This is a genomic window from Streptococcus mitis (assembly GCF_946190325.1).
GTDB lineage: Bacteria > Bacillota > Bacilli > Lactobacillales > Streptococcaceae > Streptococcus > Streptococcus mitis_CF.
The window spans coordinates 303,866-326,038 of sequence record NZ_CAMHZR010000001.1; the positions used below are offsets into that span (position 1 = coordinate 303,866).

General features: G+C 40.2%; 21 protein-coding genes, 1 tRNA gene and 1 riboswitch. Of the genes, 5 read left to right on the forward strand and 17 right to left on the reverse strand.

Annotated elements, in window-relative coordinates; genetic code table 11:
• Positions 1 to 348: 348 nt before the first annotated feature.
• The 11 genes from N8M95_RS01455 to N8M95_RS01505 all read right to left on the reverse strand — a co-directional run bounded on the left by N8M95_RS01455 (position 349) and on the right by N8M95_RS01505 (position 10,027).
• Positions 349 to 519, reverse strand: coding sequence for a hypothetical protein (locus N8M95_RS01455; protein ID WP_000873143.1), 171 nt, complete (start codon positions 517 to 519; stop codon positions 349 to 351).
• Positions 520 to 1,113: 594 nt separating this feature from the next.
• Entirely contained in the window at positions 1,114 to 2,472 is a 1,359-nt protein-coding gene (gene rlmD, locus N8M95_RS01460; protein ID WP_261116460.1) for a 23S rRNA (uracil(1939)-C(5))-methyltransferase RlmD, read from the reverse strand.
• A gap of 73 nt (positions 2,473 to 2,545) precedes the next feature.
• Positions 2,546 to 3,520 (reverse strand): DUF1002 domain-containing protein, encoded by a 975-nt coding sequence (locus N8M95_RS01465; RefSeq protein WP_261116461.1) that lies wholly within the window; start codon positions 3,518 to 3,520, stop codon positions 2,546 to 2,548.
• A 73-nt stretch (positions 3,521 to 3,593) separates the two neighbouring features.
• The gene (gene pmp23 / locus N8M95_RS01470; RefSeq protein ID WP_261116462.1) at positions 3,594 to 4,208 is read right to left on the reverse strand and encodes a cell wall hydrolase Pmp23; all 615 of its coding nucleotides are present in this window, start codon (positions 4,206 to 4,208) and stop codon (positions 3,594 to 3,596) included.
• The gene (locus N8M95_RS01475) at positions 4,208 to 5,182 is read right to left on the reverse strand and encodes a nucleoid-associated protein (protein WP_261116463.1); all 975 of its coding nucleotides are present in this window, start codon (positions 5,180 to 5,182) and stop codon (positions 4,208 to 4,210) included. Before N8M95_RS01475 ends, pmp23 begins: the two co-directional genes overlap by 1 nt.
• 7 nt (positions 5,183 to 5,189) lie before the next feature.
• A complete protein-coding gene (gene glyA, locus N8M95_RS01480; RefSeq protein ID WP_261116464.1) occupies positions 5,190 to 6,446 on the reverse strand; it encodes a serine hydroxymethyltransferase in 1,257 nt (418 codons plus the stop codon).
• Positions 6,447 to 6,505: 59 nt separating this feature from the next.
• Positions 6,506 to 6,937: a GNAT family N-acetyltransferase gene (locus N8M95_RS01485; RefSeq protein ID WP_094753676.1), complete on the reverse strand. Its 432-nt coding sequence runs from the start codon at positions 6,935 to 6,937 to the stop codon at positions 6,506 to 6,508.
• Position 6,938: 1 nt separating this feature from the next.
• A complete protein-coding gene (locus tag N8M95_RS01490; RefSeq protein ID WP_261116465.1) occupies positions 6,939 to 7,541 on the reverse strand; it encodes an L-threonylcarbamoyladenylate synthase in 603 nt (200 codons plus the stop codon).
• Positions 7,525 to 8,361, reverse strand: coding sequence for a peptide chain release factor N(5)-glutamine methyltransferase (gene prmC / locus N8M95_RS01495; protein WP_261116466.1), 837 nt, complete (start codon positions 8,359 to 8,361; stop codon positions 7,525 to 7,527). The genes N8M95_RS01490 and prmC overlap by 17 nt, the downstream gene beginning before the upstream one ends.
• Positions 8,361 to 9,440, reverse strand: a complete 1,080-nt coding sequence (gene prfA, locus N8M95_RS01500) for a peptide chain release factor 1 (protein ID WP_172922433.1) — start codon at positions 9,438 to 9,440, stop codon at positions 8,361 to 8,363. The genes prmC and prfA overlap by 1 nt, the downstream gene beginning before the upstream one ends.
• Positions 9,437 to 10,027, reverse strand: coding sequence for a thymidine kinase (locus N8M95_RS01505; protein WP_020902848.1), 591 nt, complete (start codon positions 10,025 to 10,027; stop codon positions 9,437 to 9,439). Before N8M95_RS01505 ends, prfA begins: the two co-directional genes overlap by 4 nt.
• Before the next feature lie 123 nt (positions 10,028 to 10,150).
• Here N8M95_RS01505 and N8M95_RS01510 point away from each other — a divergent pair, with 123 nt between their 5' ends.
• Entirely contained in the window at positions 10,151 to 10,333 is a 183-nt protein-coding gene (locus N8M95_RS01510) for a 4-oxalocrotonate tautomerase (RefSeq protein ID WP_001117401.1), read from the forward strand.
• Positions 10,334 to 10,470: 137 nt separating this feature from the next.
• Positions 10,471 to 11,844 (forward strand): tRNA uridine-5-carboxymethylaminomethyl(34) synthesis GTPase MnmE, encoded by a 1,374-nt coding sequence (gene mnmE / locus N8M95_RS01515; protein WP_261116467.1) that lies wholly within the window; start codon positions 10,471 to 10,473, stop codon positions 11,842 to 11,844.
• Between the two features lie 46 nt (positions 11,845 to 11,890).
• On the opposite strand, the gene dapA is transcribed toward mnmE, so the two are convergent.
• From dapA to N8M95_RS01535, 4 genes are all read right to left on the reverse strand, one after another.
• A complete protein-coding gene (gene dapA / locus N8M95_RS01520; protein WP_061864151.1) occupies positions 11,891 to 12,826 on the reverse strand; it encodes a 4-hydroxy-tetrahydrodipicolinate synthase in 936 nt (311 codons plus the stop codon).
• 56 nt (positions 12,827 to 12,882) lie between these two features.
• Positions 12,883 to 13,959: an aspartate-semialdehyde dehydrogenase gene (locus N8M95_RS01525; RefSeq protein WP_261116468.1), complete on the reverse strand. Its 1,077-nt coding sequence runs from the start codon at positions 13,957 to 13,959 to the stop codon at positions 12,883 to 12,885.
• 379 nt (positions 13,960 to 14,338) lie between these two features.
• A tRNA-Thr gene (locus N8M95_RS01530) sits at positions 14,339 to 14,411 on the reverse strand.
• Positions 14,412 to 14,510: 99 nt separating this feature from the next.
• A complete protein-coding gene (locus N8M95_RS01535) occupies positions 14,511 to 15,020 on the reverse strand; it encodes a QueT transporter family protein (RefSeq protein WP_049500058.1) in 510 nt (169 codons plus the stop codon).
• Positions 15,018 to 15,114, reverse strand: a riboswitch (PreQ1 riboswitch). Its footprint overlaps the gene before it by 3 nt.
• 28 nt (positions 15,115 to 15,142) lie before the next feature.
• Between N8M95_RS01535 and N8M95_RS01540 the strand changes: the two genes are divergently transcribed.
• Positions 15,143 to 15,574, forward strand: a complete 432-nt coding sequence (locus N8M95_RS01540) for a GtrA family protein (protein ID WP_049487145.1) — start codon at positions 15,143 to 15,145, stop codon at positions 15,572 to 15,574.
• Positions 15,575 to 15,659: 85 nt separating this feature from the next.
• Positions 15,660 to 16,037: a large conductance mechanosensitive channel protein MscL gene (gene mscL, locus N8M95_RS01545; protein WP_033687014.1), complete on the forward strand. Its 378-nt coding sequence runs from the start codon at positions 15,660 to 15,662 to the stop codon at positions 16,035 to 16,037.
• Positions 16,038 to 16,078: 41 nt separating this feature from the next.
• On the opposite strand, the gene hemH is transcribed toward mscL, so the two are convergent.
• Complete coding sequence (gene hemH / locus N8M95_RS01550; protein ID WP_070527626.1) at positions 16,079 to 17,173, reverse strand: ferrochelatase; 1,095 nt, start codon at positions 17,171 to 17,173, stop codon at positions 16,079 to 16,081.
• 153 nt (positions 17,174 to 17,326) lie between these two features.
• Here hemH and pepT point away from each other — a divergent pair, with 153 nt between their 5' ends.
• Positions 17,327 to 18,550, forward strand: coding sequence for a peptidase T (pepT, locus tag N8M95_RS01555; protein ID WP_261116469.1), 1,224 nt, complete (start codon positions 17,327 to 17,329; stop codon positions 18,548 to 18,550).
• A gap of 35 nt (positions 18,551 to 18,585) precedes the next feature.
• On the opposite strand, the gene N8M95_RS01560 is transcribed toward pepT, so the two are convergent.
• Positions 18,586 to 22,167 carry a pneumococcal-type histidine triad protein gene (locus N8M95_RS01560; RefSeq protein WP_261116470.1) on the reverse strand — a complete coding sequence of 1,194 codons (3,582 nt, stop codon included), beginning with the start codon at positions 22,165 to 22,167 and terminating at the stop codon, positions 18,586 to 18,588.
• Between the last annotated feature and the right edge of the window lie 6 nt (positions 22,168 to 22,173).

A 22,173-nucleotide genomic window follows, 5' to 3' on the forward strand; every position in this document is an offset into this window, starting at 1 on the left:
TATTTTGAATAGCATTCTAGGCAATAAAAAATGCAGGCCAAACCCCACAATGTGGCTTTTGGTCTGCATACATACAATTTGGAAACATTCATATTAAAGACATAGTTAAATAAAGGTATAGTTAAATAACCAATATCCTCACCGTAACTAATGAATGCTCAATATCGTATAAATAAGCACAACAAAAAAGCCTATCATCGGGTATAGATTCTGCTTTTTTTATTGCCAGCTTATCTTAAACGCATTGAGGCTGTCATAGTTTCGGTTCCTCCTACATCTTTGTTTATATCAATTTATAGTATAACACAAAAAGATGATATGTTCAATATAAAAGTTATGGAATGAGACTCATACTTCCAATTCGATGCCAGATTTAAAGGATATGACGAAGTTTTCTTCATAGACTGTAACGCTCTGGATTATCTTCCTTAGTAGCAAGCGATTAGCTTTCACAAAATCTTCTGTTTGTAGTTTTAAAAATTCATCAGGATTTTCTAACTCAACCTCAAAATATTTCATTTTACATTCCCTCATTTCATTTATTGATAAATTGAGTTTGCAAAAAAGAGTGGACAATTTTTGTCTACTCTTAACCTTTAAAATAGTTTTTTTTAATCGATTTGAAGTTGCCTAAATTATTACTTATTCGGTAAAATGAAGTATTGCTTTCAACAGATTTCCTTCAACTACACTTCACTTGATTCAAACAAGGTGGGTACATTTCTATTCCCACAAACTCCTTGTCAATGGAAACAAACACGTACCCACAGGGTAAATGGAAATAGAAACTGATAATTTCTAGCTATCACTTCTACTCATTCCAAAAATTTTCTCACTCTGATACTTACCCACCATAAAGCAAAAAGCCTTGCAATCAAGGCTTTCATTATCCCTTTCGTTCAAAGGTTTCTAAGCTTTTACGAGCAGAGCGACACACTCAGCGGTTCGCTATCTCCGTTCTGTCTGCGTGCTAGCACTTGTCAATCACGGACAGCTATCGCATGGGCGGAAGTAAATGCTAATCTTCGTCGTTTTACTCCTTGACTAGCAAACTTACCGCCTCAACATGATGCGTTTGCGGGACTCAAAAGGTTTGGGTGAACCTTTTGAGGTTTAACTGCGTTTCACTAACAAACTCACACACTCCACGTGATGCGTCTGAGGAAATAGATCCACTGGCTGAACTTTCTTCAATTCATAGCCCAATTCTTGGTAGAGTTTGATATCACGCGCCATCGTTGCGACATTACATGAGATATAAGCGATGCGGTCTGCTCCTGTTTGAGCGCTTGCTTTGATAAAGCTTTCTGTGAGTCCTTTTCTTGGTGGGTCCACTAGGATAAGACTTGGTTGAATTCCTTCCTTGAGCCAATTCTTCATAGCATTTTCAGCTGTGTCACAGACATAGTGGGCGTTTGAAATGTTGTTCAGCTGAGCATTCTTTTTGCTATTCTCAACCGCTTCTGGAATCACTTCAACACCATAAACTTCCTTGACGTGTTTCGCAACAGAGAGGCCAATTGTCCCGATACCAGAATAGGCATCAATAACCACGTCATCTGATTTCAATTCAGCAAAGTCAATGGCTGTTTGATAAAGTTTTTCAGCCATTTCAGTATTGACTTGGTAAAAAGCAGGTCCAGCGATTTGGTAGTCATTTCCCAACATCTGGTCAGTGATAAAGTCTTGTCCATAAAGGGTGCGCCATTCCTTACCAAAAATAGCATTAGTGTTCTGGTCATTGATATTCTGCATGACAGATACAATCTCTGGAAACTGCTTGATGACTTGTTCAATCAATTGCTCCACACGGAAAACTTTGGGACGAGTTGTAACCAAAATAATCATGATTTGTCCTGAATAGTGGCCACGACGCACCACAAGATTCCGAATCAAGCCAGCTTGTTCCTTTTCATCATAAGGTTTCAAATCATAACGACGGAGCAAGTCGCGTAGGACTACTACTACCTCATCAATCACAGGATCTTGGATAAAGAAATCTTCTAGAGGCATGAGATTGTGGGAATTCTTACGGAAAAACCCAGTTTCCAAGACACCATTGACACGACGAACAGGGACCTGTGCCTTGTTGCGGTACTTGACTGGATTTTCCATACCCAAAGTTTCAGCAACCTCTATATCAGCAATTCCAGCAATTTTGTAGAGACTGTCCTTAACTTGCTTGGTTTTAAATTTGAGCTGTTTTGGATATGCAAGATGACCCAAATCCGCGATTCCTGAACGCAGGTAAGCCAAATCTAGATCTTGATTACGGTGTGGTGACTGGATAAGGTATTCTTCAACTTTTCCAAAGCCAATCTTTTTATTGACCTTGAGAACTCGCATGAGGATTTTTTCACTTGGTAAAGCATTCTCGACAAAGAATACCAAACCATCCACCTTGGCAACACCGGCTCCTTCGTGGGTCAAGTCAACAATTTCAACTTCTACAATATCATTTTTCTTTAACATTCTCTTCTCTTTCTATTGGCCGACAAAAAAGACGGCAACGTTACGGTTACCATCTATTATACCATGATTTTTCTTAAGAACCAAAACTCTTGAAGAAGTTGACAATGGCTTGCCAGAGGGAGCTTAGAAAATTACCGCCGTCCTCTAGCGCCTTATCCGCATCAAAGTTAAGGTTGATATTTTTAAAACTGTCGCCAGCTTGTGATACGATGCTTTGTTTAAGGTCATTTAGGGTTTTAGTGAAGTCAGCATTGCTAAGAATATCACTTTTTGAGAGATTCAAAGCAAAATTGATGATGATATTGATCTGGTTTCCTGTTATAACCTGATCAAGTTTGTAATTTTTTAAGGTATCTTCAACGATTTTGCGGACATCTTCTTCTGTCAGATTTCCCTTGCTTTCTTTCGCTTTGGCGAGTCCTGACTTGATATCGGCTAGGGCAACATTTAATTTATTAGCATCATAGCCTGACTTGTCCTTGTTTTCAGCATTGATATCGGACAAAGCCTTCAACTCTTCTTGAGCCAACTCTTTGTTGGCTTGTGGCACCTTGGCTCCATTAGCTTCTAGCGAATAATAAATTCCTGCTAAAGCACTTTCTCCTGTAACGGGAATAGGTGCTGCTACAGTGATTTTTGCGTGTTCCACACCCAAAGTTACGGCCGCATTGCGGTACATATCCTGAGTCACCTTAGTAATGTTTTCTGGTGTTTCAATCTTGACCTCAAGTGGCGACTTGTCACCTAGTTTTTGAATCTTAGCTGATGAATACAACTGTAAACTTGAGTCATTGGCAACATTCATAATCTTAGAATAGACATCAGGTGTCATGGTCTTGAGTTCTTTGGTGTCTGTTGAGGCATTGTAACCTAGTTTTTTAAGGGTTTGATTTTTTTGATCTTCAGACAATGATGAACCTAGAACATATTCAGGTTGGACATAGGTTTCATCGATAACTTTTTGAACATCTGTTGCTGCATGGACACTATTAATAGCTGTTACTGCCCACAAGACCGCAGCACTAGTCAGAAAGAGTTTCTTTCTCATAGGGAATTTCCTCCTTTACCTTTCTAGAGTAATATATCTATCTTAAAGAAAACTTATAACAAAAACACCTGGGCTAGCCAGATGTCGAAAAGAGAGTAAAACATTTGATGATGTAAAGGTTGAGTTGCACCTGTCTAGAATAGTAATAGTTTCCTCCATTTACATAGAGTTCGGCTCCATGGAAAATGGAAATGGGGTGAATATAACTATAAGTCTTTCCAGTGGTATTGCCAAGCAAGGGAGCAACAGTATCACGAGAGTACTGTTTGGCCAGAGCCAAGGTATTTTCCTTACCATTTTGGGCGATAAAATCGATATAGGCAGGTCCAAAATTATAGGCTTGAACAGCCGTCCAGACATCTACCCCCTCATTCTGAGCCAGATACAGATTGTCTGTCAGAGTTTGAACGCCTTGCCGAATGCTAGAGGCATTATCATTGATGGTGTTGGTGGAACCACTTGCAGACTCACTAGACTGCATAACATCGCCTTCTTTTCCTTTTGTTTCAGTATAAATCATAGCGAGCACAAGCTCTTCGTTTGCTGGGGTGTCTTTTTCACTCAAAATTTCTCGCACCATGGGTTGATAGGTCATGACTTGCTTGACATCTTGGTGAACACGGTAAGCTTTATAGCCAGCAAAAAGGAAGACTGCTAGTACAAGCACTCTTCGAATTCGTTTAAACATTATTTACTTTGGATATCCTCGATATTTTTGATTAAGATAGAGTAGGTTCCATTGTCATTTTGGATAAACTCAACAGACTCGGCGTCTTGATAGACGTTATTGGGAACGATGAGCTCAATTCCATTTGACAAGGAAAGTTTTTGGTTTTCAAATTTTTTAAGCTGGCGACTGGCATCAATTTCATCAAATTGAACAGGCTCTGGGACAGCTTCCTTGACTTGATCAATAAAGCTCAAACGAGCCGTCAGATTGTTGTCAAAAAGGTCGTTAGCCAATTTCTCAGGCGATAATTCATTACTTTCTTCTAGGTTGTTGAAAATCGCTGATTTGACCTTAGATTGAAATTGAAAATCATCTGTATTAAAAGTTTCAGCAATTCTCTGGGCTGTTTTTTCCAGTTCTTTAATGGATTTCTTAGGAGAAATCTTAGGGGCGACAGCAAGAAGGTTATCTGAAAAATAGTTCAAAAAAGTCCCGTTGTACTTGATTCGTTTTTCAATCAGATGGTACTTGCGGCTCTGAAGATTGACCACCAAGGCCTCATCAGCACCCGTTCCAAATCCAGGCAAGTTATTCTGAGTTAGCTTGATTGGATTCTCAACTTCTCCACCAAGGTGGGTCAAGGTTTCCCGCAGGGCAATTCGCAAGAAAGCGAAATGCTCTACACCTTCTTTAGAAAACTGAACAAAAAGCAAGTCATTGGTCTTGAGATTTTCAGAAATACTGAACTCCTCTTTCCAAAGATTAGCCAGTGTTACTGATGTCTCCAACAAATCATCTGTGATGTGATTGAAGAAGGGATTTTCTTCCTCGAAAATCCCAGTCTTGGCTTCATCTGAATACACACGTTCAATTTTTTTACGCAGATATTCTTCGATTTTTGGAGTAATATTGAGAAACTTATCCGCTAGAAATAGCTCGGTATCATCCGGGCTAAACTGATGAATAATAGCTTTCTTAATATAAATGTCCATAAAAGTTTTAGTCCTCGTATAATGGGAAAGCATCTGTCAATTCTTTGACTGCACTTCTCACTTCTTCTAAGACAGCCTCATTTTCTGCATTCTTGAGGGTTTTAATGATGAGTTCAGCCACTTTTCGACTTTCTTCTTCACCAAATCCACGTGCAGTAATGGCTGCTGCTCCGATACGAATACCACTTGTCTTGAATGGTGACAAGCTTTCGTAAGGGATTGAGTTTTTATTTAGGGTAATATTGACTTCATCCAGCAAGTTTTGAGCAACTTTTCCGTTTTCTACAACCTTAGTCACATCCACAAGGAAGAGGTGGTTTTCAGTTCCTCCAGAAATAATACGGAAAACAGGGTCTTGCAAGAAGACATCCGCCATAGCTTTGCTGTTTTTGATAACATTAGCAGCATATTCCTTGAAAGCTGGATCCAAAACTTCTTTGAAGGAAACAGCCTTGGCAGCTACAACATGCTCCAAAGGACCACCCTGAATACCAGGGAAAATAGCTGAATTGATTTTCTTGGCAAGTTCTTCGTCATTAGTCAAAATCAAACCACCACGAGGTCCACGAAGGGTTTTGTGGGTCGTTGTTGTAGTGATATGAGCGTATGGCACTGGGCTTGGGTGTAAACCAGCAGCAACCAAACCAGCGATATGGGCCATATCCACCATAAGCTTAGCCCCAACAGCATCTGCGATTTCACGGAATTTTGAGAAGTCGATAATTTGAGAATAGGCTGAAGCACCTGCTACGATCAATTTTGGTTTTACTTCTTGGGCTTGTTTCAAGATAGCATCAAAATCCAAGAGTTCCGTTTCAGGATCAACACTATAAGAAACAAAGTTGTAGGTTTGACCTGAGAAGCTAACAGGAGCCCCATGAGTCAAGTGACCACCTGCAGCCAAATCCATTCCCATAACCGTATCGCCAGGCTCAATCAAGGCCATGTAAGCTGCACAGTTAGCTTGGCTTCCTGAGTGTGGTTGGACATTGGCAAATTTTGCACCGAAAATTTCTTTTGCGCGTTCAATGGCTAGAGATTCCACCACGTCTACTACATCTGTTCCACCATAATAACGGCGTCCTGGGTAACCTTCAGCGTATTTATTCGTCAAGATAGACCCTTGAGCTGCCATAACTGCCTTGGAAACTACGTTTTCCGAAGCAATCAACTCAATGTTGTTTTGTTGGCGTTCCTCTTCTTTGGCAATAGCATTCCAGAGATCAGCATCATATGCTTTAAAATCGTCTTTGTCAAAAATCATAGGTCTTCTCCTTTATAGTGTGACTGGTCCTTTAGTTTGTTTTGCAACAAGAAAATAAACTAAAAGATGCGAATAAATCGTTTCTGCACTTTATCACAAGTATAACCAACTTTTTCATAAAATGCATGAGCACCCAGACGATGATCGGCAGAGTTTAAGCGGATAAACCCATAACCACGTCTTTTTGCTTCTTCTTCCAACCCTTGTAATAAGCTTTTACCAATACCTTGCCCTTGTGCTTGAGGTGAAACTGCTAAAGCTAAAATATTAAATCCTGCTTTAGAATAAAGTGATTCATAGACCTCAGCGTGGACATATCCACGTAAGACATGACTAGCTGCATCCTCATAGCCAAGAAGGAAATGATGGGAATCCTGAGATAGTCTAGCTAATTGACCAGCCGTTTCCTCTTGACTAAAAGAATAGTCCAAAACTTCTTGGTTAATGTCACATATAGCTTTCACATCAGTTTCTCTTAAGTCTCTTAGCATCTCATTCCTCCTCAAAAGAAATCTCTGGCAACTGAGCAAGAATATCTTCTCGCTTAATGGCCCCTTGGCGTAAGATTTTCACCTTGTCTCCAGACAAATCCAAAATAGTTGAATCCTGTCCCGTTAGAAAAGCATCGTCTTCCAGCCCCAGAACCTCTTGGTCAAAATCCTCTAGAATTTGAGCAAAGGTCACTCCACTTGCCTGACCTGAAATATTGGCAGACGGCCCAATCAAGGGACCTGTCTCTCGAATCAAATCAAGGGTAATGGGATGACTAGGCATCCGAAATCCAACAGTTGCAAGACCAGAATTGACCCAATAGGGAACTCGGTCATTGGCTTCTAGAATGATGGTTAAGGGACCTGGTAAAAAGGTCTCTACAAGTTTTTGAAGATAAGTTGGCTGATTCTTAGAAAAATGCAAGATGTCCTCTAGAGAGGCGATATTGAGATTAAGCGCCTTGTCTCTTGGACGACGTTTGAGCTGGTAAACATGGTCAACTGCTTTTTCATCTAAGGCCTTAGCAAAAAGACCGTAAACTGTCTCTGTAGGCAGAACAACAGCTCCACCATTTTCCAACTCTTGTTTAATCCTGCCCATCATCAACCACGACCATCCTATCTTGACCAAATTGGTCCTTAAGTGTTCTTACACGTTTTTCAGGAAAATGCTTCCTAAAAAGTTCAGGAACACTTTGACCTTGCTTGTATCCAATTTCAAGGTAAATCTTACCACCATCTTTGAGATAGTCTTTTGCATCTTCCGCAATTCTACGGTAAATAGCTAGGCCATCCTCGTCTACAAAGAGAGCTAGATGAGGCTCCGAATGCAAGACATTCAAGCCGACCTCTGACTCATCTTCACGAGAGATATAGGGTGGATTGGAAACAATTATATCATATTTTTCAGAAATTTCTGTAAAACAGTCAGATTTTTTAAAAAATATTTGAAGATTTTGATTTTTAACATTTTCGCTGGCTACATCTAAAGCATCTTGAGAAATATCTGCTGCTGTCACTGACCAATCTGGTCTATTTTTTGCTAAGGCGAGAGCAATAGCTCCACTACCTGTTCCAATATCCAGAACTGAAAGATTCGTCTCAGGATTTTCAGCCAGGATAAGCTCCACCAACTCCTCTGTTTCTGGACGAGGGATCAATACTCGCTCATCAACATTTAACTGCATTCCATAAAAATCTGCCTGTCCAATGATATACTGTGCCGGTTTATGATCTACTAACTGTTGGAAAATTCTTTTTACAAATACTTCTTCCTCTTCCGTCACTTCCTGCTGGAGGGCAAAAACAAAGTCCGTAAAAGATAGATTTTTCAGGCTACGATAGACAAAAGAGAGGCTTTCAGCTTCCTCTCCTTGTCTTATCAACTCTTCTTCAAAATCTGAAAATAATTGAGCTAATTTCATTATTTGTTTAATTCTTCTAATTTTTGTGTTTGGTCATAGAGCACCAAGGCATCCACAACTTCATCCAATTTACCAGATAAAATTGTGTCTAGTTTTTGGAGGGTTAAGCCGATACGGTGATCTGTTACACGGTTTTGTGGGAAGTTATAAGTGCGTATACGTTCTGAACGATCTCCAGTACCGATTGTCGACTTACGCTCAGCGTCTTGTTCATCTTGGGCAATCTGAGCAAAGTGGTCAGCCACACGCGCACGGATGATTTTCATTGCCTTCTCACGGTTTTTCTGCTGGGTACGTTCTTCCTGCATTTCAACCTTGATATTGGTTGGCAAGTGAACGATACGAACAGCAGTCGCAACCTTATTGACGTTCTGTCCACCAGCACCAGAGGCGTGATAGATGTCAACACGAAGGTCTTTTGGATCAATATCGTATTCTACTTCTTCCACTTCAGGCATGACAAGGACTGTCGCTGTCGAAGTATGTACGCGACCTTGGCTTTCTGTCACAGGGACACGTTGCACACGGTGGGCACCAGATTCGTACTTGAGTTTAGAGTAAACTGACTGACCTGAAACCATGGCAACCACTTCTTTAAAACCACCTACACCATTCATAGAGGCTTCCATAACTTCAAAGCGCCAACCTTGGGCTTCCGCATACTTTTGGTACATGATTAGAAGGTCTCCAGCGAAAAGTGCCGCTTCGTCTCCACCAGCTGCTCCTCGGATTTCAAGGATGATATTCTTGTCATCATTTGGATCCTTTGGAAGAAGCAAGATTTTCAGCTTTTCTTCGTATTCTTCTTTTTCAGCCTTGGCATCTTTGAGCTCTTGCTTGGCCATTTCTTCCAAATCCGCATCTCCGCCTGATTCCTTAATCATCTCTTCAGCATCGACGATATTTTGAAGGACTTGTTTGTACTCACGGTAGGCTGTTACAGTATCACGAGTAGAAGCCTCTTCTTTTGAAAGCTCCATAAAACGTTTGGTGTCTGAAACGACATCAGGGTCACTGAGCAATTCTCCTAATTCTTCATAACGGTCTTCTACAGCTTGTAGTTGATCATAGATGTTCATTTTTCTTCATTCTCCTTATTGATTTCAGGTGCGAAATAATGTTTACGGCAAACCGAGATATAGGTTTCATTGCCACCAATCTGAATCTGCTCACCATCATAAACGGGCAGTCCATCCTGTGTACGCAAAACCATAGTCGCCTTTTTCTTACAATACTGACAAATGGTCTTGATTTCGTCAATCTTGTCTGCTAAGAGCAAGAGATACTTGGAACCTTCGAACAGTTCATTGCGAAAATCATTTTTCAAACCAAAAGCCATGACGGGTATATCTAACTCGTCCACAACACGAGCTAGGTCATAAACATGATGACGTTTGAGAAACTGGGCTTCATCGACCAAAACACAGTAAGGTTTTTCTGATAAGTCTCGGATATAGCCGAAGATATCAGTTGTTTCCTCAATCGCAATGGCAGGGCGTTTCATGCCAATACGACTCGACACATAGCCAACACCGTCACGAGTATCAAGAGCTGAGGTCATAATCACAACACCTTTTCCTTGCTCCTCATAGTTATAGGCCACCTTGAGAATCTCAATCGTCTTACCAGAGTTCATGGTCCCATAACGATAATACAACTGTGCCATGTTTCTTGCTTCACGTCCATTTCTAAATTTTTGCTACATTCTAGTATATCATAATTTTCTTAAGCTTTAAACGGCAAAATGTGGTAAAATAGAAGAAATCAAAAACTAGTGGAGGAAGCTATTATGCCATTTGTACGCATCGATTTATTTGAAGGACGCACGCTCGAACAAAAGAAGGCTCTTGCTAAGGAAGTAACGGAAGCTGTTGTTCGCAACACTGGAGCACCTCAATCTGCTGTCCATGTCATCATCAACGACATGCCAGAAGGGACTTACTTCCCACAAGGGGAAATGCGCACCAAATAAGCTAGCTTAAGCAGAATTGCTTAGGCTTTTTCAATCTCCAAGTAGCATCCATTGAAGAAATAGTTCAAATTTGTTACAATTTGAAAAGAGACTTGGAGAATTTTCCAAGAAAAGAGCTATTTATTAAAGGAAACATTATGATTACACGTGAATTTGATACCATCGCTGCTATATCTACTCCACTAGGTGAAGGGGCTATTGGTATTGTCCGCCTGAGCGGAACAGAAAGTTTTGCTATTGCACAAAAGATTTTTAAAGGAAAAGACTTGAGTCAGGTTGCTAGCCATACCCTTAACTACGGTCACATCATTGACCCTCAGACAGGAAAAGTCATGGACGAGGTTATGGTTGGAGCTATGAAGTCTCCAAAGACCTTCACTCGTGAGGATATTATCGAGATTAACACCCACGGTGGAATTGCGGTGACCAATGAGATTCTCCAGCTAGCTATCCGTGAAGGAGCTCGGTTAGCAGAACCTGGTGAATTTACCAAACGTGCCTTTCTAAATGGTCGTGTAGATTTGACACAGGCCGAGGCCGTGATGGATATCATCCGCGCAAAGACAGACAAGGCCATGAACATTGCTGTCAAACAATTAGATGGTTCCCTTTCTGATCTTATCAATAACACCCGTCAAGAAATCCTCAATACACTTGCCCAAGTCGAGGTTAATATTGATTATCCTGAGTATGACGATGTTGAGGAAGCCACTACTGCTGTTGTCCGTGAAAAGACTATGGAGTTTGAGCAATTGCTAACCAATCTCCTTAGAACAGCCCGTCGCGGCAAAATCCTCCGTGAGGGAATTTCAACAGCTATCATCGGCCGCCCCAATGTTGGGAAATCAAGCCTTCTCAACAACCTCTTACGTGAAGACAAGGCTATCGTCACAGATATTGCTGGTACGACACGTGATGTCATTGAAGAATACGTCAACATCAACGGTGTTCCCCTAAAATTGATTGACACAGCTGGTATTCGTGAAACGGATGATATCGTCGAACAAATTGGAGTTGAGCGTTCGAAAAAAGCCCTTAAGGAAGCCGACTTAGTTCTACTAGTGCTAAATGCCAGTGAACCACTGACTGCCCAAGACCGACAACTTCTTGAGATTAGCCAAGATACAAACCGTATTATTCTTCTTAATAAAACCGACCTGCCTGAAGCGATTGAAACTTCGGAACTACCTGAAGACGTCATCCGCATTTCAGTCCTTAAAAACCAAAACATCGATAAGATTGAAGAGAGAATCAACAACCTCTTCTTTGAAAATGCTGGTTTGGTTGAGCAAGATGCCACTTACTTGTCAAATGCCCGTCATATTTCCTTGATTGAAAAAGCAGTTGAAAGCCTACAAGCTGTTAATGAAGGGCTGGAACTAGGGATGCCAGTTGACTTGCTTCAAGTTGACTTGACTCGTACTTGGGAAATCCTCGGAGAAATCACAGGTGATGCTGCTCCTGATGAACTCATCACCCAACTCTTTAGCCAATTCTGTTTAGGAAAATAAGAAAAATCCATGATCGTTCTTGCGGTCATGGATTTTATTGTCTTTATTAGTAATCTGGTCTTAAGACCCCTGTTACAGTTGCCTTAGTTGCTTCGTAGTCGCCATCTACGACAACCTTGATAATACGTTTGGCATCTTCTTCTGGTGCTGGAACAAGAGGTAGACGAGTTGGACCAGCTTCAAATCCCATATAGTTGAGAACAGCCTTGACAGGAGCAGGACTTGGATATGAGAAGAGGGCATTAACCTTAGGAATGAATTTACGTTGAATAGCTGCGGCTTTCTTCATATCGCTTTCTGCAATGGCAGTAAACATCTTGTGCATCTCATCCCCATTTGTATGAGAGGCAACAGAAATAACCCCATCCGCACCAAGGTTCATGGCATGGAAAGCATCTCCATCTTCACCTGTATAAATCAAGAACTCTTCTGGCTTATGCTCAATCAAGTAAGCCATATTAGCCAAGCTGGTACATTCTTTAACACCAATGATATTTGGATGGTCAGCCAAACGAAGCATGGTTTCTGGAGTTAATTCGACAACGACACGCCCTGGAATGTTATAAATGATAATAGGTAAGTCAGAAGCGTCTGCAATAGCTTTAAAGTGCTGATACATTCCTTCTTGAGAAGGTTTGTTGTAGTAAGGAACAATAGCAAGCCCTGCTGCGAAACCACCAAATTCTGCTACTTCTTTGACAAACTCGATCGAGTCACGCGTATCATTGGTACCCACACCCGCAATCAAAGGAACACGCCCATTGACAACTTTCTGTACAGCTGCAAACAGTTCCAACTCTTCATCGTGGGTCAAGGTTGGACTCTCAGCAGTGGTCCCTGCGAGAAGAATTCCATCCGTATGATGAGCCAATAAATGTTCAATCAAGGCTGGAATAGCATCGAAGTTGATGGAACCATCCTCGTGGAAAGGAGTAATAAAGGCTGTGATGATTTTACACTCTTTTAAATCTTGATAAGACATGAGAAACACCTCTCTATTTCAAAGAAGGAGTTCATCTGAACTCCTAAACAATATGACTATTTTAATTCAAATTTCAATTCAGCTGTTGGACGAACCAATCCACGTTCGTGAAGAGTTTCTGCAATCTGAACTGAGTTCCAAGCAGCACCTTTGAGCAGGTTGTCTGAAACAACCCACATGTGGATTCCTTTTTCAGTATCCAAGTCTTTACGGATACGACCAACAAAGGTATCACGTGAACCCACTGCATTAATGGCTTGAGGATAAATTTGATGAGCCACATCATCTTCAAGGACAGCACCTGGGAAAGCTGCGATAGCTGCTTTTACTTCTTCGATTGGAGCCACTTCTTTTGTTTCGATGTAAACAGACTCAGAGTGAGCTGACAAGACTGGAATACGGACACATGTTGCAGATACTGCAATGCTATCATCTTCCATAATTTTCTTAGTTTCCTTAGTCATCTTCATCTCTTCGTAAGTGTAATCATTGTCAGTGAAGACATCGATTTGTGGAAGAGCGTTAAAGGCGATAGGATAATGTTTCTTGTCACCGCCTGAAGGTAAGATTTCCGCATGCAAATCACGTGGGGTTACACCATCATTCAAGACTTCACGAAGTTCACGTTGTGTCTCAAGAATTGCTCCCATACCAGCACCTGAAACTGCTTGGTAAGTTGAAACAATGATACGGTCCAATCCCCATTTTTGGCGAACTGGCTCAAGAGCCACCATCATTTGAATTGTTGAACAGTTAGGGCAGGCAATGATACCGTTGTGGGCATCAAGTGCATGAGCATTGACCTCTGGAACAACCAAAGGAACATCTGGATTTTGACGGAAGTAAGATGTATTATCTACAACTACCGCACCAGCTTTAACTGCGTATGGTGCATATTTAGCTGATGTAGAACCACCTGCTGAAAAGAGAGCAATGTCAACTCCCTCAAAAGCTGTTTCAGTTGTTTCTTCAATCGTAATATCTTGATCTTTAAATTTCAAAGTCTTGCCTGCTGAACGTGCAGAAGCAAGTAAACGAATTTTATCGATTGGAAGTGTTGATTCTTCCAACATTTTTATCATCTGAGCTCCGACAGCACCTGTCGCGCCGACTACAGCAACTGTATATCCCATAAATAACCTCTTTCGGAATTTTCTAAAAATTTCTATAATAGATGTATTATACTACTTTTTCCATGAATTGCAAAGCTTTTTCATCATTTTTTGGAAAATAAAAATCCCCAGTCACTAGACTAGGGACTAAGAGGCATCTTCATGTGATGAGCAGGTTCACACAACTCATCAAGGTCCGCTCCTGCGTTATGACCTCCTTATGCTCAATAGTAGTCCGAGGACTACCTATCGACTCATCGCGTCTATTATATTACTAGAAATAAGTAGTTTTGTCAATAAGAAATTTTTGCAGGATGACTTTTATTATACAAAAGTCAGATTTTTTTCTCGAGAGCATAAGAAAAAACTCTTGTGTTCAAGAGTTTCCCTGTAAATTTCATGCTAATTGCCGGGATTGAACCGGCGACCTCATCCTTACCATGGATGCGCTCTGCCAACTGAGCTAAATCAGCTTACTTAAAAAGTATACTATAGTTAGAAAATCTTGTCAAGTTTCCCTAGAAATTTTCCATAAGAAAAAGCCAGGTAAGAGCTACCTAGCTTATCTAATTCTATTTGCTTAAATCGATTCGACGACCAATTTTACCGATAATAATCGCTCCAATAATCAATGAGGCAAATTCACCAATCCCTGTTGTAAACCAAGTAAGGAAAAATGGTAATTGCGCTACGATATTCAACTCGGCAGCGATAGTAAACATAGAAATTGAAAAGAGGATTGAGAAGAAGAAATGATCTTTTCGAATCAAACCGTTAAAAAGATAATCCTTGCTGTATTTTGCAAAAAGCCAAACACCTAGACTGAGGAATACTAAGGTTGATCCACCACCAACAAAGACATCTAGCGGTCCGAAGCTAAAGAAATTAGCAATCATACAACCGATAGTAACTGCGATGATGTACTTAGGATTGTAAAAAGCCATAAAGTTCATCATTTCTGAAATACGAAACTGATAAGCACCATAGCTGATGGCATTTAGGGGTGGTGTGACAGTTAAAACGACATAGATAGCAGCAACGATTGCAATATCTGCTACATCACGAATGGTTAATTTTTTCATCTTTTCTCCTTTGGCGGTTTCCCGCGTATAATATGCTTGGTGAAAGAAGCTAAGCACCAAGGGTTGCTTGAATCAACCTTACTAGTATAGCACAATAGCCTGCTTTATGCTATACTAAAAGCATGAAAAAACGCATTCAAAGTCTCTTCGTGAATGAGCTCTTAGCCTATCTTTTTTTTGGTATAGCTACTACTCTTGTCTCCATTCTATCTAGATTAGTCATTTATCAACTAACTCATAGAGAACTCCTTGCTACTGGACTAGCAAATAGTATCGGTATCCTATTTGCATTTATTACAAATGATAGGCTTGTCTTTAAGCAAGCTAGAGATAATTGGTCAATTCGTTTAGTAAAATTTACTATAGCACGTCTTTCTACTTTTCTTTTAGACTTGTTTTTAGCTTTTCTCTTTGTAACTCAGTTTCCTAATATTATCGGGCAATTTGTAAATTATAATATTAATAAGGTGAATAGTATTGAAACAGTTATTGCACAATTCTTAATAATTATCCTCAATTACATTTTTAGTAAGGTATTTATTTTTAAAAAATAAGAAAAATTTTAAACATATAGCTTGCAAGAACTTCTTAATTAATATATAATTAAGTGTAAAAATTTTTTGAAAGGAAATTATGAAAATGTTAAAAGATCTTAAAGCATTCTTGCTTCGTGGTAATGTTGTTGACCTTGCTGTCGGTGTGATCATTGCCACTGCTTTTGGTGCAATCGTTACATCACTTGTTAACGATATCATCACTCCACTTATTTTGAATCCAGCCTTGGAAGCTGCGAAAGTACAAAACATCGCTGAGCTTGCTTGGAATGGTGTTACATATGGTAAATTCTTGAGCGCTGTTATCAACTTCCTAGTTATCGGTACTGTTCTCTTCTTTGTAATCAAAGGTATTGAAAAAGCTCAAAGTCTTACTAAGAAAGAAGCTGCTGAGGAAGCTCCAGCTGGTCCAACTGAGTTGGAAGTACTTCAAGAAATCAAAGCCCTTCTTGAGAAAAAATAATCGATTAAAAGGATTTAGCACAAAGCTAAATCCTTTTTTCTTTACTCTTTCGGTAACTTACCTGCTTTCTCAAGCATTTTCTTAATAAGATAAGGCATCTTAACATTTTCCCGACCTTTTTTCTCAATCAGTTTTTTCACAAACTCCGGCATTTGTAAATCTTGAGATTCGGCCAAGATATTTTTAGTCTCGTCTGAAGGAACTAACTCATCAAAGGTTTCTTCTTCTGGGAGAAATTCCTTAAACTCTTGATGTTCATTGGCTCTGACTGTATTGATCAAGGCATCAATCAAGCGAGAATCCGTATTTGGCATTGGTGGTCGATGGTAGTTCACACCCAATTCTTGACACAAGTCATAACATTCCACATCGTTGTCAAACAAGACCTCAATATGCTCACTGATGAAACTAATAGGTACAAAAATATAATGGTCTGGATGTTCTGTCTGTTCTCTGAGATACTCCAAAACATCTGGCTTAATCCATGGAATACCAATATCACTTTCACTCTGCCAAGTGTTGGTATATTGCTCGGAACTCAAACCTAGTTTTTCAGCGACTAGCTTGCTATTTTCAAAAATTTGATCGATATAAGGATCGCCAAAATCCAAGGCAAAAATGGGTACACTATGGGCTGAAAAGATGACTTTAAAGCTATCCTGCTTCACTTCATCTTTTAAAATCTTAGCAATTTCATCTGCCCAATAGTTTAGCAAGGCCTCTTCTTGATACCAGTCCTTAATGACCAAAAACTGAATTTGCTTGCTTTCTAAAAATTTCTCATAACCCATGACAGAGTAAAAAGAATAATGAGGCTCCAAAATCAAACAAATACATTGCTCGATTCCGTCTGCTTCCATCTGACCAATCACGTCTGGGATAAAGGGTCTAGAAAACTTATTGGCAAAATAGACACTATATTCATTTCCTAGCCTAGCTTCTACCAAGGCAACCTCTTCACGCGTAATTCTTTGCAGAGGCGTGCCTCCAATTCGTACATAATTATCATAGAGAGTTTGAATCTCATGGTCTTGAGGTCTCACTCCACGACGAATATTTGTGAAAAAATCAGCCACACCTTCAAAGGTAATCTCTTCTGGTGAACCGAAAGTCATCATTAAAATTGCTTTTTTCATAATCGCTTCCTTGTGATATTTTTATCAAGTTTATTTTATCATTTATCCATTAATAAGTAAACGCCAACATAGCGAATTTCTCTAACTTCTGTCTTTTGTTTTTCTTTTCTTTCTATGATACAATGGAAAAAATGAATTCAAAAGGAGTTTTTTATGACTTACCCCAATCTCTTGGACCGCTTCTTGACCTACGTTAAGGTCAACACGCGCTCTGATGAACACTCTACTACTACTCCAAGTACACAGAGTCAGGTTGACTTCGCAACCAATGTTCTTATCCCTGAAATGAAACGTGTTGGATTACAAAATGTTTATTATCTACCAAATGGTTTTGCAATTGGAACCTTGCCAGCCAATGATCCATCTTTAACACGTAAGATTGGCTTCATCTCCCACATGGATACTGCTGATTTTAATGCCGAAGGAGTCAAGCCACAGGTAATTGAAAACTACGATGGTGGTGTGATTGAACTTGGAAATTCTGGTTTCAAACTCGATCCAGCTGACTTTAAGAGTCTAGAGAAATATCCAGGACAAACGCTCATCACAACCGATGGAACAACCTTACTAGGTGCTGATGACAAGTCAGGGATTGCTGAAATTATGACTGCTATTGAATATCTGACTGCCCATCCTGAAATCAAGCACTGTGAGATTCGTGTTGGTTTTGGTCCAGATGAAGAAATCGGTGTTGGTGCCAATAAATTTGATGCAGAAGATTTCGATGTAGATTTTGCCTATACTGTAGATGGCGGACCTCTCGGAGAACTTCAGTACGAGACCTTCTCAGCCGCTAGTGCTGAATTGCATTTCCAAGGACGCAATGTCCACCCTGGTACTGCCAAAGGGCAGATGGTCAATGCCCTTCAGCTAGCAATTGATTTTCATAATCAACTTCCAGAGAATGACCGACCCGAGTTAACAGAAGGTTACCAAGGCTTCTACCACCTAATGGATGTGATAGGTAGTGTCGAAGAGGCACGTGCAAGCTACATCATTCGTGATTTTGAAAAAGATGCCTTTGAAGCGCGTAAAGCAGCAATGCAGTCTATCGCTGATAAGATGAATCAAGAACTTGGTAGCGACCGTGTCACCCTAAACTTGACAGACCAGTACTACAATATGAAAGAAGTCATTGAGAAAGATATGACTCCAATTACCATTGCCAAAGCCGTTATGGAAGATTTGGGTATTACTCCTATTATCGAACCAATTCGTGGAGGGACAGACGGCTCTAAGATTTCCTTTATGGGAATCCCAACTCCTAATATCTTTGCGGGAGGAGAAAATATGCATGGACGTTTTGAATACGTCAGCCTTCAGACTATGGAACGTGCAGTTGATACCATCATTGGTATCGTAGCTTATGAAGACTAAAAAGACGAGGTAGCTTAGCTACTTCGCCTTTCTTTTTATTCTGCTGGTTTTTCTTGATTTCCAGTACTTGTTGTAGATTCTGTTGTTTCCTTTTCTGAAGCTGGTTCAGCAGGTTTAGAATCTGTTGTATTGCTTGGTTTGTTTTCGTCCCTTGCAGTTTCACTGTTAGATTCTGCAGCCACTGATGTTTCAGTTTCGGAACTTGTGTTCTCACCATTTGACTCGGCATTTGTCGCTGGAGTTGCTTCTTCACTTGAGCTTGATTTTGACTTGATTTCTTGATTCAAGACTAGAATAGCTTTTGTCAATTCAAGTAAAGCAGCTTTATCTTTACTCTTAGCAGAAAGTTGATCTAGTAAAGCATCTACCTTATCAAAGTCCGCATCAGAACCCTTGTTGTTTTCTAAATAAGAGTGAAGCGACATGAGAATATCGTAGAGTTTTTGATAGAGTACTAGTGTCTGAGGGTCTTGCTCAGCATTTTCCTTTTCTTGTTGAAGGGCGCTAGCGATACGAGTCAAGACATCTTTTACCTGACTGTTTACTTCATCCAAGTCCGCATCAGCCTTGTTTGTAGCAGCTTTGAGATTTTCTACTTCTTCTGCCAAGGATTGTCTGATTCCTTCTTCTTGGATTTGCTCTAAGAGTTGAGTTGCCTTGCTCAAGAGACTTTCTACTTGTTCCTTGCTAACATGATTGACATGTTCTTCAGGCATAAAGTCTCCGTACAGTTCTTTCAAGAAGCCATAAATAGCTGTCTTGGCACTTTGATTATCAACTTTTTCAGTATCTAGAACTGTTTGACTTGATTTCGCAGTAGTTGGCTGAGCTTTCAAAGCTTCTTCCACTTCTTGTTTTGCTTGATAGATGCTTGGGAATAATTTGTTCAATTCTGCTGCTTTTAGGAAGGATTGAGATTGATACAAGGTCCAAGTCAACTGAGCTACTTTGTTTCGCAGTTCATCACTCAAACGACCGTCATTTACGTGTTCGTAGAAATACTTGATGTATTCTACAGTTGTAACACCTGTTCGGTCATTAAAGTCTTGCAAGGCTTGAAGTTGTGATTCAACCGCTGCTAAACCGGCCTCATCTTTAGCCAACTTAGCCTCTTGAAGTCGAACGAGAAGATCTTTCTTAGGAAGGCCATAAGAGTCTGTATCCAGGGTATTGATTTTATCAATCAAGGCCTGATATTTCTTATCTAAAGCACTTGTTTCAACTGGTTTGACACTTTCATCAATATGGATATATTGCTTATCAAAGAGATTCAGTGTCGCAAGATAACCTGCTGTAGAGTTAGTTGCCAGTTTCTTCATGTTTTCAGTAAACTGACCTAAGGCTAACTCAATCTGTCTTTGTTCGATAGGCTTGTCTTTATAGATACTTCTGCTATCAGCGAGAAGTTGATCTACTTTTGCCAAAACTTCCTTCTCATCAAAAGCTCCAGGTTGATAGTTGGATTGGAGAGCTGGAATTTTGTTTTTCAAAGCTACTTCATAGCCCTTAGTTTGAACCTTGATGTAGTGATTATGGTCGCCATGAGGAATCACAAAACTACCATTTTCTACCTGTAAACTATAAGGAGACACACCATCTCGCAAAGCAGTCGTGTAGAGTTCGTTTAGGAAATCAAGTTCTGGATTGCCAGTTTGGAGTGGCAAACGAACATGTTCCTTACGAACAGCATATGGGTGGATATGAGTTGGATCGTAAGCTTGGTCTGGATTACCAAAGACAAAGAAGCCGTTTGAAATTCTAATCGCTTCAAGTGGAACGCCATAAGTTTTAGAGATATAAGCAATCTTTTCTTCATCACTAGCATCTCTTGAGAAAGACTCTACCGTTTTAGCAAGAGGTTTTACAGGTTCTGCATCATGATGTGTTTTCAGATGATCCTGTGCGGCCTTAATTTGCTCAGCTGTCAAGTCCTTCTTGAAGAAGTAATGATTATGGTCACCGTGACTCATGACAAAGCCTTGATCATCCTCACTAATGACACGATTAGCATCAAAACCGTGATCATGGTCTTCATCATGTTTATGGCCATGATTATCGTTATCGTGTTCATCATCATGGGCTGGGCTTGGTGTTACTGTCGTTTTACCTCTCAAATGATCCTGCGCCGCCTTAATTTGCTCAGCTGTCAAATCTTTCTTGAAGAAGTAATGATTATGGTCTCCGTGACTCATGACAAAGCCTGCCGCATCTTCACTGATAATTCGATTGACATCAAAACCGTGATCATGGTCTTCATCATGTTTGTGGCCATGATGATCGTCATCGTGAGCTGGATTTGGTGTTGCTGTATTTGCCCCTTTCAAGTGATCTTGCGCTGCCTTAATTTGCTCCGCTGTCAAGTCCTTCTTGAAGAAATAATGATTGTGGTCACCGTGTGACATGACAAAGCCTTGTTCATCCTCACTGATGACACGATTAGCATCAAAACCGTGATCATGGTCTTCATCATGATGAGCGTCATGTCCATGTTCTTCATGCTTATGTGCCTGACTTCCATGGTCACCGTCTTTCTCATGATGATGGTTTTGCTGAGTAGGTTTTTCTGCTGGTTTGCTTGGATTCTCCAATGGTGTTGGTTTCACACTGTCACTAGTTAGAGGAATCATTCTCGCAATCTTTTCTTCTAATGCAGAAAGCTTTGTATAGGGGATGAAATGATAGTGATTTCCGTGAGGAATCGCTACACCACTCGGTGTTCTGCTTGAAATCTTAGCAGGGTCAAAAGTCAAACCATCCGATTCAGCATATCGTTGAGTACTTGGAAGAGCATAAAGCTGCTGTAATAGACTTTGAAGACTCTCGGATTTATTACTTGGTATTTCAGCCTGTTGAATAGGCTTGGTATTTTGACCAGTCCCATTTGTACTTGGACGATAGTCAGTCACACTAGGCTGATTTCTAGTTCCAGAGAGGTAAGCTTGTGCTGCAGCCAATTCACTAGCAGACAAGGAACTCTTTGGAATGTAGTGGTAATGTCCACCGTGAGGGACGATATAAGCATCACCAGTATCCTCTATAATATCAGATGCATTAAAGATGTAGCCATCATCAGTAGTATAGCGACCTTGAGATTGAGCAAGCGCCACTGCACTATTAGATGTTGGTGCATCGTGAGTATGACCTTGTTTTTGGCGTTCAATTTCGTCCTTCGAACGAACGTTATCCGCATGTGCCACATCCTTAAGGTAAACATAATATTTACCATCCACCTTGATAATGTAACCACCTTTGACTTCGTTGACAATATCAGCGTCTTTCAATTGATAATTGGCATCTTTCATCAAAAGTTCTTCACTGAAAATCGCATCAAAAGGAACTTTCCCATTATAATAATGGAAATGATCACCGTGTGAAGTCACATAACCTTGATCAGTGATTTTCACAACAATCTGTTCAGCCTGAATATCTTCTTTTTTGCTAACTTGATCTGGTGTTTGTGTCTCTGTTTTTTGAGTGTCTTGTTTCCCATCGACATAAGATACACGATTCGTATCTTTATTCTCTCCTGTCTGATGTTGATTCAATGCATAAATACAAAGACTTAAAGAAAGGACGACAGCTGCACCAGCAGCAAGTTTCTTCTTATTTATTTTCATAATCTC

What these genes read in the sequence shown, in the direction of transcription:
- N8M95_RS01525 (WP_261116468.1), bottom strand. Translation starts at nt 13,959, where the DNA reads ATGGGATATACAGTTGCTGTAGTCGGCGCGACAGGTGCTGTCGGAGCT.
- dapA (WP_061864151.1), bottom strand. Translation starts at nt 12,826, where the DNA reads ATGTCTTATCAAGATTTAAAAGAGTGTAAAATCATCACAGCCTTTATT.
- prmC (WP_261116466.1), bottom strand. Translation starts at nt 8,361, where the DNA reads ATGAAATTAGCTCAATTATTTTCAGATTTTGAAGAAGAGTTGATAAGA.
- pmp23 (WP_261116462.1), bottom strand. Translation starts at nt 4,208, where the DNA reads ATGTTTAAACGAATTCGAAGAGTGCTTGTACTAGCAGTCTTCCTTTTT.
- N8M95_RS01560 (WP_261116470.1), bottom strand. Translation starts at nt 22,167, where the DNA reads ATGAAAATAAATAAGAAGAAACTTGCTGCTGGTGCAGCTGTCGTCCTT.
- mnmE (WP_261116467.1), top strand. Translation starts at nt 10,471, where the DNA reads ATGATTACACGTGAATTTGATACCATCGCTGCTATATCTACTCCACTA.
- N8M95_RS01455 (WP_000873143.1), bottom strand. Translation starts at nt 519, where the DNA reads ATGAAATATTTTGAGGTTGAGTTAGAAAATCCTGATGAATTTTTAAAA.
- prfA (WP_172922433.1), bottom strand. Translation starts at nt 9,440, where the DNA reads ATGAACATCTATGATCAACTACAAGCTGTAGAAGACCGTTATGAAGAA.
- glyA (WP_261116464.1), bottom strand. Translation starts at nt 6,446, where the DNA reads ATGATTTTTGACAAAGACGATTTTAAAGCATATGATGCTGATCTCTGG.
- N8M95_RS01465 (WP_261116461.1), bottom strand. Translation starts at nt 3,520, where the DNA reads ATGAGAAAGAAACTCTTTCTGACTAGTGCTGCGGTCTTGTGGGCAGTA.
- N8M95_RS01535 (WP_049500058.1), bottom strand. Translation starts at nt 15,020, where the DNA reads ATGAAAAAATTAACCATTCGTGATGTAGCAGATATTGCAATCGTTGCT.
- N8M95_RS01505 (WP_020902848.1), bottom strand. Translation starts at nt 10,027, where the DNA reads ATGGCACAGTTGTATTATCGTTATGGGACCATGAACTCTGGTAAGACG.
- pepT (WP_261116469.1), top strand. Translation starts at nt 17,327, where the DNA reads ATGACTTACCCCAATCTCTTGGACCGCTTCTTGACCTACGTTAAGGTC.
- N8M95_RS01510 (WP_001117401.1), top strand. Translation starts at nt 10,151, where the DNA reads ATGCCATTTGTACGCATCGATTTATTTGAAGGACGCACGCTCGAACAA.
- N8M95_RS01540 (WP_049487145.1), top strand. Translation starts at nt 15,143, where the DNA reads ATGAAAAAACGCATTCAAAGTCTCTTCGTGAATGAGCTCTTAGCCTAT.
- mscL (WP_033687014.1), top strand. Translation starts at nt 15,660, where the DNA reads ATGTTAAAAGATCTTAAAGCATTCTTGCTTCGTGGTAATGTTGTTGAC.
- N8M95_RS01475 (WP_261116463.1), bottom strand. Translation starts at nt 5,182, where the DNA reads ATGGACATTTATATTAAGAAAGCTATTATTCATCAGTTTAGCCCGGAT.
- N8M95_RS01490 (WP_261116465.1), bottom strand. Translation starts at nt 7,541, where the DNA reads ATGATGGGCAGGATTAAACAAGAGTTGGAAAATGGTGGAGCTGTTGTT.
- rlmD (WP_261116460.1), bottom strand. Translation starts at nt 2,472, where the DNA reads ATGTTAAAGAAAAATGATATTGTAGAAGTTGAAATTGTTGACTTGACC.
- hemH (WP_070527626.1), bottom strand. Translation starts at nt 17,173, where the DNA reads ATGAAAAAAGCAATTTTAATGATGACTTTCGGTTCACCAGAAGAGATT.
- N8M95_RS01485 (WP_094753676.1), bottom strand. Translation starts at nt 6,937, where the DNA reads ATGCTAAGAGACTTAAGAGAAACTGATGTGAAAGCTATATGTGACATT.